Annotated in this window: 12 protein-coding genes; 6 read left to right on the top strand and 6 right to left on the bottom strand. The window is 60.5% G+C overall.

The features are described from left to right. On the bottom strand, window positions 1-182 hold a 182-nt coding region (locus KBY75_RS11605; RefSeq protein WP_255024003.1), incomplete at its 3' end, for a hypothetical protein. A 19-nt stretch (window positions 183-201) separates the two neighbouring features. Next, a complete protein-coding gene (locus KBY75_RS11600; RefSeq protein WP_255024002.1) occupies window positions 202-453 on the bottom strand; it encodes a hypothetical protein in 252 nt (83 codons plus the stop codon). Window positions 454-647: 194 nt separating this feature from the next. Between KBY75_RS11600 and cysK the strand changes: the two genes are divergently transcribed. Then, complete coding sequence (gene cysK, locus KBY75_RS11595) at window positions 648-1634, top strand: cysteine synthase A (protein ID WP_255024001.1); 987 nt, start codon at window positions 648-650, stop codon at window positions 1632-1634. Between the two features lie 7 nt (window positions 1635-1641). Further along, on the top strand, window positions 1642-4383 hold the full coding sequence (locus KBY75_RS11590) for a cation-transporting P-type ATPase (RefSeq protein ID WP_255024000.1): 2742 nt from the start codon (window positions 1642-1644) through the stop codon (window positions 4381-4383). Here KBY75_RS11590 and gorA read toward each other — a convergent pair. The 3 genes from gorA to KBY75_RS11575 all read right to left on the bottom strand — a co-directional run bounded on the left by gorA (window position 4380) and on the right by KBY75_RS11575 (window position 8329). Continuing rightward, window positions 4380-5723 carry a glutathione-disulfide reductase gene (gene gorA / locus KBY75_RS11585; RefSeq protein WP_255023999.1) on the bottom strand — a complete coding sequence of 448 codons (1344 nt, stop codon included), beginning with the start codon at window positions 5721-5723 and terminating at the stop codon, window positions 4380-4382. The two genes, KBY75_RS11590 and gorA, sit on opposite strands and share 4 nt — an antisense overlap. A gap of 18 nt (window positions 5724-5741) precedes the next feature. Beyond that, the gene (locus KBY75_RS11580) at window positions 5742-6740 is read right to left on the bottom strand and encodes a DUF389 domain-containing protein (protein WP_255023998.1); all 999 of its coding nucleotides are present in this window, start codon (window positions 6738-6740) and stop codon (window positions 5742-5744) included. Between the two features lie 125 nt (window positions 6741-6865). Further along, on the bottom strand, window positions 6866-8329 hold the full coding sequence (locus KBY75_RS11575) for an ammonium transporter (protein WP_255023997.1): 1464 nt from the start codon (window positions 8327-8329) through the stop codon (window positions 6866-6868). Between the two features lie 272 nt (window positions 8330-8601). Here KBY75_RS11575 and KBY75_RS11570 point away from each other — a divergent pair, with 272 nt between their 5' ends. Then, window positions 8602-8943, top strand: coding sequence for a P-II family nitrogen regulator (locus KBY75_RS11570; RefSeq protein WP_255023996.1), 342 nt, complete (start codon window positions 8602-8604; stop codon window positions 8941-8943). A gap of 134 nt (window positions 8944-9077) precedes the next feature. On the opposite strand, the gene KBY75_RS11565 is transcribed toward KBY75_RS11570, so the two are convergent. Continuing rightward, entirely contained in the window at window positions 9078-9596 is a 519-nt protein-coding gene (locus KBY75_RS11565; protein WP_255023995.1) for a phycocyanin subunit beta, read from the bottom strand. A 93-nt stretch (window positions 9597-9689) separates the two neighbouring features. Here KBY75_RS11565 and KBY75_RS11560 point away from each other — a divergent pair, with 93 nt between their 5' ends. The 3 genes from KBY75_RS11560 to KBY75_RS11550 all read left to right on the top strand — a co-directional run bounded on the left by KBY75_RS11560 (window position 9690) and on the right by KBY75_RS11550 (window position 11884). Beyond that, entirely contained in the window at window positions 9690-10955 is a 1266-nt protein-coding gene (locus KBY75_RS11560; RefSeq protein ID WP_255023994.1) for a glutathione S-transferase family protein, read from the top strand. After that, complete coding sequence (locus KBY75_RS11555) at window positions 10952-11509, top strand: DUF2808 domain-containing protein (RefSeq protein ID WP_254936995.1); 558 nt, start codon at window positions 10952-10954, stop codon at window positions 11507-11509. Before KBY75_RS11560 ends, KBY75_RS11555 begins: the two co-directional genes overlap by 4 nt. Before the next feature lie 96 nt (window positions 11510-11605). Beyond that, window positions 11606-11884, top strand: a complete 279-nt coding sequence (locus tag KBY75_RS11550; protein WP_255024007.1) for a DUF427 domain-containing protein — start codon at window positions 11606-11608, stop codon at window positions 11882-11884.

The raw sequence follows: 11884 nt of genomic DNA, 5'->3' as shown, positions 1-11884 counted from the left end.
TGCTGAATAGTGGTTGTCATGAGAACGAGAAGAGGGTGTTCCAAAGGAACGGGTATGGAAGGTGGCAAGCCACCAGACGGAATCCCGTCGAGCGCAAGAACATTGCGCAACACAACTGTAACGGAAGATTGCAGCATTGGTGAGAAGACTGGCCGGGCGGCGCCAAAGCCCTGCTGATGCATCCCATAAGTGCCGATGATGTCAGTTGCCGCCCTGGCTGCTTGCTCCCGCCCCAACCTCAATGCCTAAGGAGCGGCATACCCCAATCGGGTCAACCCCAGGGGCCAAGCCCAAGGCCTTGCGCAGGGCATCGAGTTGGCTCACCGACTGCAGATCGATGTTGTTGACCATCTGTTCACAGGCGAGCTTCTTAAGAGCCTGGCCATCAGGACGACCACAGGCCGAAATCAAGCTGAGCACCACAAACGCACCTAAGCAGCCGAGCTTTCCCACCAAAACCAGATGATTACCTTGGCCAAGGGTGGAAAAAACAAAACCCATTTGGGTCTGGTCGGACTGGGCTCATCTGGTCAGGCGGCAGCTGGAGACCCTTCATCTGCAAAAAGGCCTGTAAATACCGGCTAATTCCTGCTGTTCACTCGGCAGACCATCCCTAGGGTGCGACAAGAGAATGGCTCCCCCAACGGATGACGAGCATCTACGCCGACAACAGCCTGACCATCGGCAAAACCCCCCTGGTGCAGCTCAATCGGGTCACCGAGGGATGCAAGGCCCGCGTTCTGGCCAAGATTGAAGGCCGCAATCCTGCCTTTTCGGTGAAGTGCCGCATCGGTGCCGCCATGATTTGGCGCGCCGAGCAAGAGGGGCTGCTGGGGCCTGGCAAGGAGCTGGTGGAGCCCACCAGCGGCAATACCGGTATCGCTTTGGCTTTCGTGGCTGCCGCCAAGGGGATCCGCTTAACCCTGACGATGCCGGAGACCATGAGCCTGGAGCGCCGCAAATTGCTCACGGCCTACGGCGCCCACCTCGTTCTCACTGAAGGAAGAATGGGCATGCCCGGCGCCATCGGCGCTGCCAAAGAAATGGCAGCCTCCGACCCCAGTCGCTACGTCCTTCTGCAGCAGTTTTCCAATCCGGCCAACCCCCAGATCCACCACGACACAACCGGCCCTGAAATTTGGACAGACACCGAAGGATCGGTGGATGTACTCGTGGCTGGAGTGGGCACCGGCGGCACCATCACCGGCGTCAGCCGTTACATCAAGGGCACCCTGGGCAAGCCACTGGTTTCGGTTGCAGTTGAACCCAACAACAGCCCAGTGATCAGCCAGGCCAAGGCAGGGCAGGAGCTCAAGCCCGGTCCCCACAAGATCCAGGGCATCGGCGCTGGCTTTGTGCCCGCCAACCTCGATCTGGACTTGGTGGACCGGGTCGAAACCGTTAGCGACGAGGAGGCGGTGGCCATGGCCCGCCGGCTGATGAAGGAAGAGGGAATCCTGGCTGGCATCTCCTGTGGTGCTGCAGCCACGGCCGCCCTGCGGCTAGCCCGAGAGGAGGCCTACGCCGGCAAAACCATCGTGGTAGTGCTGCCCGACTCGGGCGAGCGCTATTTGAGTTCGGTGCTGTTTGAAGGGGTGTTTGACGAGAAGGGGCTTGCCCCACCATCTAGCTGAAGCCGCCATGCAGCTCTCTGCAAGCCAGCCGATCTGGAGCATCCCAGCGCAGGCAGTGCCGGCAGCTCTGCAGTGCACACTCCAAGGCCTGAGCGACTCGGAGGCCCAGCGGCGGTTAGAGAGGTTTGGAGCCAATCGCCTGCCAAGCCAGCGCCGCCGTTCCCTGCTGCTGAGGTTTGTTGATCAACTGGTGCACTTCATGGCCCTGCTGCTCTGGGTGGCTGGGGCCCTGGCGTTTGCGGCGGGCACGCCCCAGCTGGGCTGGGCGATTTGGGCGGTGGTGCTGGTCAACGGTTTGTTTTCCTTTTGGCAGGACTACCAAGCCGAGCGCACCCTGACGGCACTGAAGCGGTCCTTACCGCGCCAGGTGCGGCTCTGGCGCAACGGTGAACTCACCGAGCTTGATGCCGAGCTGCTCGTGCCAGGCGACCGAATCCTGCTGGAGGAGGGAGACCAGGTGCCCGCCGACGCACGCCTGATCCTGGCCAACGAACTCAGCCTGGATCTCTCGGTGCTCACAGGCGAATCGCAGCCAGTGGCGCGCCATGCCGATGCCATCGACTCACCTCCGGCAGACAAAGTTTTCCTGATTCCGTCCCGGGAGCGGACCAATCTGGTTTTGGCGGGCACCAGCGTGGCAGGCGGTCGCGGCGAGGCGATCGTCTACGCCACGGGCGGTGAAACTGAATTCGGCCATGTGGCCCACCTCACCTCCGCCACAACCAGGGGCATCAGCACCTTGGAGCAGCAGGTGGGCCACATCGTGCGCACCATCACAGCCATCGCCTTAACCATGGGGGCGATCACCTTCAGCCTCAGCCTTCTGTTTGTGGGGATGGGTCCCTTCGAAAGCCTTGTGTTCGCGGTAGGCATCATCGTTGCCAACGTGCCCGAGGGCTTGCTGCCCACGGTCACCTTGGCCCTGGCGATCAACGTTCAGCGTATGGCCAGTCAGAAAGCACTGGTACGCAGGCTTTCAGCCGTGGAGACCCTCGGCTCGGTAAGCGTGATCTGCAGCGATAAAACCGGCACCCTCACCTGCAACCGCATGGCGGTGGAGGAGATGTGGCTGCCCCAGGCAGCCGAGAAGCCAGGGGCTGATCGAGGTGCAGAAGCCGAGCTGTTGCTAGCGGCCTGCCTTTGCTCAAACGCCCAAATAAAAGCCAGCGCTGACGGCAGCAGAGCCCTAGGCGACCCCACTGAAACCGCCCTGCTGCTGGCAGCCCAGGCTCGAGATCTGGGCCTCGAGGTGCATCAGCAGCGCCATCCCCGCAGCCGGGAGTTGCCATTTGATTCCCATCGGCGCCGAATGAGCGTGATCGTGCCCACCGATTCCGGTCTGCAGCTGATCACCAAGGGGGCACCCCTGGAGCTGCTAGAGCGCTGCAGTACAGAGGACCGAGCCCAGGCAGTGGCCGCCAACGACGACCTTGCTTGCCGCGGCTACCGCGTCATCGCCGTGGCCCAGCGCCGGCTCGAGTCCACAGAGGAGCATGCCCCAGCCGATCAACTGGAGCAAAAGCTCAGCTTGTTGGGCTTGATCGCCCTCTACGACCCGCCCCGGCCGGAGGTACCCGAGGCGATTCGCCAGTGTCACCAGGCGGGCATCAAGGTCACCATGGTGACTGGTGACTACGGCCTCACCGCCCAAGCGATAGCTCGCCAGATCGGCCTGCTGGATATGCCGGCCAAGGGCAACAACCACGCCCAGGCCGACCCGGTGCGGGTGATCCAGGGCGACCAGCTCGAAATGATCAGCGATGTGCACCTGCGCCAGCTGCTTAAAAACCGCAATCGGCTGGTGTTTGCCCGGATGGCTCCGGAGCAGAAGCTACGGCTCGTACAGGCCTATCGCTCCCTCGGCGAAGTGGTTGCTGTAACTGGCGATGGAGTCAATGATGCACCGGCCTTGCGGGCGGCCGATGTGGGCGTAGCTATGGGCCTGGTAGGCACAGATGTAGCCAGGGAGGCTGCCGATGTGGTGCTGCTAGACGACAACTTCGCCACGATCGTCACGGCGGTGCGCTTTGGCCGCGGCGTGGTGGCCAACATTCGCAAGTTCCTGCCTTACGTGCTGGCTAGCAACGTCGCCGAGATGGCTCCGTTTTTAGCCATGGTGACCCTGCAGATCCCGGCGGCCCTAACGGTGCTGCAGATCCTGGCTGTGGATCTGGGCACCGATTTACTTCCCGCCTTGGGGCTAGGAGCCGAGGCGCCTGAATCTGGATTGATGCGCCAACCGCCCCGGCGTCGCACAGCGTCGCTGCTGGATGGGCCCCTGATGCTGCGCGCCTATCTGGTGCTGGGCCTGAGCGAAGCCGTGGTGTCGATGACGGCCTACCTGCTCAGCTGGCAGCAGCAGGGTGTGGGCTGGGCCGAGCTCAGGCTGGCAGCGCCACTGCTGCTCCACGGCGAGGCCGGAGCAGCGCTTACGGCCAACCAACAGCAGGCCTCAAGTGTGGCCTTCAGCTGCATCGTCGCAGGCCAAATCGGTGTGGCGATGGCCTGCCGCAGTGAGCATCGCTCTGCCTTCGGCAGCTTGGTGGAGCAGGGCTGGCGCCGCAATCCCCTGCTTTGGCTTGGCATAGCAGCGGAAATACTATTTACAGCCCTACTTCTCTACTGGCCGCCCCTATCTCGACTGGCTGCAATGGTTCCCCTCGACAGCCGAGCCCTGCCTCTAATCCTACTGGCGCCGTTTGTGGTGATGTTGGCGGATGATTGGCGCAAAAGCCGGCTCCCTGCTTAGTTCGGCATGGTCACAAACTCCTCGGCAACCGAGGGGTGCAGGGCCATGGTGCGATCGAAGTCCGCCTTAGTGGCGCCCATGCCGATGGCAATTGCTGCCATCTGAATAATTTCAGCGCTGTGCTCGCCCACCATGTGACAACCCAGCACCTTGCCGGTTTCCAGTTCCACTACCAACTTGAGCAATACCCTGGGGCCCCGGCCAGGTAAGGCTTGGCTCATTGGCCGGAAACGGGCCCGATGCACCCGCACGCCCCCTGGGCCGTGGCGCAGGATCGCCTCCTCTTCGCTGAGTCCCACAGTGGCCAACTCCGGCTGACTGAACACCGCACAGGCCACCAGGCTGTGGTCTACCTGGCGCGGGCTAGCGCCATAGACACTGTCAGCAAAGGCCCGCCCCTCATCAATGGCAACCGGGGTGAGGTTGATGCGGTCGGTGACATCGCCAACTGCATAGATATGGGGCACGTTGGTGCGCTGGTCGCTATCCACCGGAATGCGATTGGCCTCAGTGGCGATAGCCGCTGCCTCAAGGCGCAGGCCCTCCAAAAAGGGGCGCCTTCCGGTGGCAAGCAGCACCCCACCGCAAGGAATGAATTCGCCAGCCTCGGTGTGGACGCTGAGGTTGCCGTCACTGCCAGTGATAGCTGCAGGACTGTGGGCAAAGCGAATCTCAATACCCTCCTGCTCCATGCCCTCTTGAACAGCCCTGGCAGCTTCAAGATCAAAGCCCCGCAGCAAATGATTGCCGCGTACCAGCTGGGTCACGCCCACGCCAAGGCCATTGAGGATGCAGGCGAACTCACAGGCGATGAAGCCTGCTCCTACCACCACAATTCTCTCTGGCAGTTGCTCCAGCAGAAACATCTCATCGCTTATCCAGCCCAGCTCTGCCCCTGGAATCGCTGGCCGCTGGGGCCGCCCCCCCACCGCGATCAAGATGCGCTCGGCCCGCAGGCGACGCTCGCCAACGGCAATGGTGTGACCGTCTTCAAAGCAGCCCCAGCCGCGCACCAGCTCTACCCCTGCTTTCTCAAGAAAGCCGAGGTGCAGCAGATTGAGCCGATCCACTTCGGCGCGCACATTGGTCAGCAGGGTGCTCGGGTTGCGGCGAATCCCCTCGATTTCCCAGCCATAGCTGGCTGCATCGGCAAGCAAATGTTTGTAAGCGGAGCCATAAACCAGAAGCTTTTTGGGCACGCAGCCGCGGATCACGCAGGTGCCTCCCACCCGATCGCCCTCCACGATCGCCACCCGGACGCCATAGCTTGCGGCCCGTTTGGCAGCAGCTAGACCACCCGAGCCGGCACCAAGCACCACCAAATCGAAGTGTTCGTTCATGGGCCGGTTGCTTCTTGCTCAGTACTTCCCATCATCTCGGCTGCCTGGACCAATGATGTCAATGGCGCTGCGCTGCACCACCAACTGATAGCGCTGCGGCTGCTTGCTGTTTATGAATTGCTGCACCGCCGCCACCTGAGCGGGGGTGGGCAGATCAGCACGATTGACCCGCACAGAGGCACGAATCAATGGTGGTTTGCTTGTCCAGTCGATGGTGATGCCAACCAGCTGGGAATCTCTGCCAATGGTGATAGTTTCAGTTTTGAGGCTTTTGGCAATCGACTCTTCAATCCGCCGCTGGGCTAGCTGCCGCTGGGATTGGCGCACTAGCTGCAGAAAACTGTTGCTGAGCGGCAGCAGTAGCACCGCCGTAAACAGCAAACTCACCAATCCCATCTGACTGCGCCACAGACGCCTGCGCAGCTGCGGCTGGGTGGCAACCAGCAGCAGCAAGGCGCCGCTAAGAATGCCCAGCAGGTTGGTAACAAACAGCAGCCCGGCGCCACGGGCTGCTTGCCATTCGCCTGCGGAGAGCAGCAGCCCTAAAACGCAAACTGGCGGCACCAGTGCCACCGCGATGGCGGTGCCTACTAAGGATGAAACGGCCCGGCTGCGGATTTTGGCGTAGACCGCCGCTGCACCCGCCACCAGGGCAATGCCCAAATCCAGCAAGTTTGGGGAGGTGCGGGCAGCCACCTCAGCTCCAAATACCGGCATACCCACGCCAGCCCCCACTAGGGCAGAGAGCGAAACCGTGATCGCAAAGCCCGCGGCAAGGGTGACCAGCGAGCGGCCAACTAGGGCCGGATCATGCAGCATCCCAAAGGACATGGATCGCAGCGGCAGTATCCACGGTGCAATGACCATCGCCCCGATCACCACTCCAGCGCTGTCTGCCAGCAATCCGAAGCTGGCAATCAGGGATGCCGAGAGGGTCAGAACCAAAAAATCGGCATCTAAGCGGGCATCAGCCTCAAACTCTGCTGCCAACTCTTCGAAGCTGAGGCTATCGACCATCTCGGCGTCGCAGAGGGAACGCCCATAAAGATAGCCACAGTCGATCTGCCCAACTAAAAAGCCCACAGCGGAGCTGCGGGCTGACTAGAGGCTTCGAGGCCTAGCTTGAAACAAAAAGCGAATACTTACTTTGCCGAGGTGGCGAAGTCTGGATAAGCCTCCATTCCATGCTCACCGATGTCGAGGCCGATAACTTCTTCGCTCTCGGTGACGCGAATACCACCAAAGAGGGCGCCGATAGCAGACCAGACTATCCAGGATGAAACGATTGCGAAAACGGCAAAGGCTGCCGCACCAACAAACTGAATGCCAAGTTGACTAAAGCCGTGGCCAGTCAGCAAACCCTTGTCCACATTGAACAAGCCCACTGCAAGGGTTGCCCATACTCCGCAGACGCCGTGAACGGAGAAGGCGCCAACAGGATCATCGATCTTGATGCTGTCGATGAAAGCAACTGAGAACACCACTAGAGCGCCTGAGATAAAGCCAACTACCCAGGCGCCAGGCATGGAGAAGCCATCACAGCCTGCAGTAACACCTACCAAGCCGGCAAGAATGCCATTGATGGTCATGGTGAGATCAGGCTTGCCGGGGCGCTTGTCAGGTCCCATCCCAGGCAGCTGGGATGCCAGGGTGCCAGAAATTGCGCCACCTGCAGCCCCAAGGGTCGTGGTCACAGCGATGTAAGGAACCTCAGGTGCCATGGAAAGCCAGGAACCAGGGTTAAATCCATACCAACCAAGCCAAAGGATCAGAGTTCCTAGTGTTGCAAGCGCCAGGTTGTGACCAGGAATGGCTTGGGGCTTGCCATCAACAAATTTGCCAATACGGGGTCCAAGAAGCATGGCCCCGATCAACCCAGCCCAAGCACCGAAGGAGTGCACCACAGTTGAGCCAGCAAAGTCGATGAAACCAAGCTTGTTCAGCCAGCCTTCACCAACGTTCCACTGCCAGGAACCTGCGATCGGATAGAGAACTCCGACCAAAATCAGTGAAAAGATAACAAATTCGCCAAACTTTATCCGTTCTGCAACCAAGCCTGAAACGATTGTGGCAGCAGTGCCAGCGAACGCAGCCTGGAAGAGAAAGTCAACGCTTGGTACCAGTTTGCCATCGGTAACCATTTCAGGCGTGACGGTTGGATCGAAGAACAAACCACCAAACTTGAACCAACCTGGAATTATCCAGCTGGCGTTGTACATGATCTTGTAGCCGATGAACCAGTAGGCCGTAACCGCCAAGGCGAAAACGATCAGGTTCTTAGCGAGAATGTTGACGGCATTCTTGGAACGACACATGCCGGCTTCCACCATGGCAAAGCCGGCGTTCATGAAGATCACCAAGGCGGCGCAGATCAACAAGAACATGTTGTTGGCCAAGAAGGCCGGAGTGAGCTCGGGAAGCTCGGCAGCATGGGCCGCCAGATTGAATACACCTAGGCCAAAAAGTGCTAGGGGTATGCAGGCAAGCCACACAAGCGTGCGGCTGTTGCCGAAACCTTTGATACTGCGCAGCAGCATCATCGGGGCCTCGGAAAGACTGGCCTCTTGAAGGCGCTTGCGCCGGGGAGGGGTGGAAGCAATGGTCATGGGCAGATCAGAGGGACGGCTGCTCAGGTTGGGGATTGTCGAGATCCCATCGCCAAGAACAATGCGCTTTCATTGCGGGATGGGATGTTCGTTTTGATACCGAATCAGCCTCCGCCTCACTGCGGCACCAAGACGACTGCCTTGAAAGCATCAAAAATGTTCATTGCAAACATTTCGGGCGGCGGCGACCCGGTCCGGGCCGTGCTTGCTGCGGTTGCTACAAAAAGCCTGGCTGGTTGTGGCTAGATATCCTCAAGACTTTCTCTGACCACATGAAACAGATCCAAGCCATCATCCGCCCCGAAAAGCTTGATGCCGTAAAGGATGCTCTTGTTAGCATCGGCATCAATGGCATGACAGTCACCTCCGTCCAGGGCTTCGGCAAGCAGATGGGCTACACCGAGGTCTACCGGGGCGTCAAGGTTGAAGCCCGCCTGCTAACCAAGACCATGATCACGGCTGTCGTGACCGATGCGGCTCTTGCTGGGGTGGTTGAGGCGATTAAGTCCGCGGCTCAAACCGGCGAGATCGGCGACGGCAAGATCATCGTTATCCCTGTGGAAGCTTCCATCCGGATTCGGACTGGCGAAATAGGCGATGTCACGCTCGATTGAATGATTATATCTTAGACAGGCGGAAGTCCACATTTTAGCCAGGTCTTTTCTCCGAGAAAAACCTATTTCAAAAAAAATCGCCGCTCAATCTATTGATTGGGCGGCGTTTAACTTTGATTATGCAGAAGTTGCAATCAGCCGACTGCAGCAGCAGCGCGGTCGAAGTAGGTGCCAACTTCGGACATCAGGGCGGAGCAATCGCCAGGGGTGATGCCGTTGCGATCGTTAGCGATCGAGATAGCAGCGCCCTTCATTTTGCGAACGCCTTCTGCCACAGAAGCGCCAGGAACGCCGAGGGCGAGGTAGGTCTCACGCAGGCCGTTGAGGCAGCGGTCTTCCAGCACGGAAGCATCGCCAGTGAAAACGGCGTAGGTGACGTAGCGGAGGATGATCTCCATGTCGCGCAGGCAAGCAGCCATGCGGCGATGGGTGTAAGCGTTGCCGCCAGGAGCGATCAAGGCGGGCTGCTGATCGAAGAGATCGCGAGCAGCGTTGGTAACGATGGCAGAAGCGTTGGAGGTGATGCGGTTCACCGTGTCCATGCGCTTGTTGATTTCGGCAACCATCGATGCGAGGGCATCGATCTGGCCGGCGTTGATGAATTCGCCACGGGCATCAGCCTGGGCAACAACCTTGGTGAAGGCGTCGAACATTGGAGCTCTGTTATGGAACTTCACTATCGAACCTTAGATAGGCCACCGTCCACCCCGCGAGCTCCTAGAACCAAGGCTGCTGCAGCGATAGGGATGGCGTCGACAGGCCAGGAAGTGCTCGATTGGCACGAGCTCGAACGCCTCGGTGCGTCCCCAGCCGATCCAGTCAACGGTCCCACCAGCGCCCAGGCCCAGCTGCGTTTGTTTGGCCAGCCGGAGGAGGCAGTGCGGGTCACCCTGTTCCGCGACCACCATGCCTGGTGCCCCTACTGCCAGAAGGTTTGGCTCTGGCTGGAAGAAAGGCGGGTGCCCTACCGGGTGCGCAAGGTCACGATGTTTTGCTACGGCGAAAAGGAGGCTTGGTTCAAACGGCTGGTGCCTTCGGGGATGTTGCCGGCGCTTGAGCTCGATGGCCGCCTGATCACCGAGAGCGATCGCATCTTGGAGGCCCTTGAGGCAGCCTTCGCTCCCTTGGGATTGGGCATGAACGATCCGGCGGTGCTGCCCCTGCGCCAACTTGAGCGCCTGCTATTTCGTGCCTGGTGCCAATGGCTCTGTAGTCCGGGGCTGCGGCCCGCCCAGGAGCAAGCTGCCAAGGCGGCTTTTCAGCGCATTGCAGCCAACTTTGAGCAGGCGCTCAGCCAGCACAGTGGGCCGTTTCTGCTTGGCGAGCTAGGCACCGCTGATCTGGTGTTCGTGCCTTATGTGGAGCGCATGGCAGCAAGCCTGGCCTACTACAAGGGTTTTCTGTTGCGCAGCGAGCATCCGGCCATTGGCCGCTGGTTTGAGGCGCTGGAGCAGCGCCCCACCTACCTCGGCACCCAGAGCGACTTCCACACCCATGCCCACGACCTATCGCCCCAGATGGGTGGCTGCTATGCCAGCGGAGACGCCAACCAACAAGCGCTGGCTACCCAAATCGATCGGGGCCCCTGGCCCCTGGGCAGTCCCGACCCGGAAACCAGCCAAGCCGAACCGGACAATGCGGCAGCTTTTGCACTCAGCCGGGTGATCAAGCACCGAGCGGCGATTCTTTGCCGCAGCCCCCTGGGAGCGGAAAACTTCGATGTGCCGCTCCGTACAGCTCTCACTGCCCTGATACTCGCCAAGCCCCTGCCAGCACCGCCGGTCTCTGCCCCTGCCCTGCGCTATTTACGCGATCGGATCAGCGTGCCTCGGGACATGCCGCTTCATGCGGCCCGGCGCCTGCGCCAGGCACTGGAAACCACGGCCAGCCTCGATCCGCTGGCTGGCACAGCCCAGGGAGAGCCGCTCCCTGTTGCCCATCGCCGTGATCAAGACCCCAAGCCATTTCTCCAGGCTGCCCCTAGCGTTTTCCAGTCGCCTAGCTCCCTATGAACCTGGCTCGACTTCGCCGCCTTGCCCTTGGAGTGGCCCTATCTGCCTCGATTGGTTCAGGGCTGATCAGCAATGGCCGAGCCCTTGAGCTCAAGGGGTCTACGTACTTCACCAGCCCCCCCTGGAAGGTGGATCTGGTGAGCTACTACACCACTATTTTCGAGCCTTTTGCCGAGTACTACTTCACGATCAGTCTCGATGCCGATGCCGGTGCCGCCCTCGGCCGCCTCACCATTCAGCAGACCCGCGGGGTCGACAATCGCTTCCCATTTGCTGTGGAGCGCACCGAAGCCTTTTTGGGCCGGCCACGCCAGCGAGGCCAGCGGCTGCCAGTTCAGGCCGAGTTTGATGCTGCTGCAAGGCAGTTCAGCCTCACCTTTCCTGAACCAATCCCCCCCGGCTCCACCTTCACCGTGGTGCTCAGGCCCTGGAACAATCCATCCTTTTCTGACACTTACATGTTCCAGGTGACGGCCTATCCAGCCGGCCCCAACCCCTCGCCAGCGCCGGTGGGATTTGGCACCTTGCGGATCTACGACCCCGATTGGCGCTGAAGCCAGATTCAAGGCCCTTCTGGCCCCTCACCCTGCTGCCCCTCAACCTGCTGCCCCTAGTTGCCACAATTGGGACTTGATGGCCAAGTGACGCCGATGCAAGCCCAGTGGAATGGTCAGGTGATTGCCAGCAGCGATGACATCGTCAAGGTCGACGGCAACGCCTATTTCCCTGCCGCCGCCCTTGACCCCGACTGCATTCGCCCCTCCACCCATACCAGCGTGTGCGGCTGGAAAGGCACGGCTCAATACTACGACCTAGTTGTCAATGGCCAGGTGAACGCCAATGCTGTCTGGTTTTATCCAGAGCCCAAGGAGGCCGCTGCCAACATCCGCGGCCGCGTGGCCTTCTGGAAGGGAGTGCAGGTGACCTGA

This window comes from Cyanobium sp. T1G-Tous, from assembly GCF_024345455.1.
Taxonomy (GTDB): domain Bacteria; phylum Cyanobacteriota; class Cyanobacteriia; order PCC-6307; family Cyanobiaceae; genus Cyanobium_A.
Note: the sequence above shows the minus strand (reverse complement) of the source record. Positions and strands in the feature narration are given on the sequence as shown.

Coding starts and splice junctions, on each gene's coding strand:
- KBY75_RS11580 (WP_255023998.1), bottom strand. CDS start 6,740: ATGGTCGATAGCCTCAGCTTCGAAGAGTTGGCAGCAGAGTTTGAGGCT.
- KBY75_RS11560 (WP_255023994.1), top strand. CDS start 9,690: ATGGCGTCGACAGGCCAGGAAGTGCTCGATTGGCACGAGCTCGAACGC.
- KBY75_RS11590 (WP_255024000.1), top strand. CDS start 1,642: ATGCAGCTCTCTGCAAGCCAGCCGATCTGGAGCATCCCAGCGCAGGCA.
- cysK (WP_255024001.1), top strand. CDS start 648: ATGACGAGCATCTACGCCGACAACAGCCTGACCATCGGCAAAACCCCC.
- gorA (WP_255023999.1), bottom strand. CDS start 5,723: ATGAACGAACACTTCGATTTGGTGGTGCTTGGTGCCGGCTCGGGTGGT.
- KBY75_RS11575 (WP_255023997.1), bottom strand. CDS start 8,329: ATGACCATTGCTTCCACCCCTCCCCGGCGCAAGCGCCTTCAAGAGGCC.
- KBY75_RS11555 (WP_254936995.1), top strand. CDS start 10,952: ATGAACCTGGCTCGACTTCGCCGCCTTGCCCTTGGAGTGGCCCTATCT.
- KBY75_RS11570 (WP_255023996.1), top strand. CDS start 8,602: ATGAAACAGATCCAAGCCATCATCCGCCCCGAAAAGCTTGATGCCGTA.
- KBY75_RS11565 (WP_255023995.1), bottom strand. CDS start 9,596: ATGTTCGACGCCTTCACCAAGGTTGTTGCCCAGGCTGATGCCCGTGGC.
- KBY75_RS11550 (WP_255024007.1), top strand. CDS start 11,606: ATGCAAGCCCAGTGGAATGGTCAGGTGATTGCCAGCAGCGATGACATC.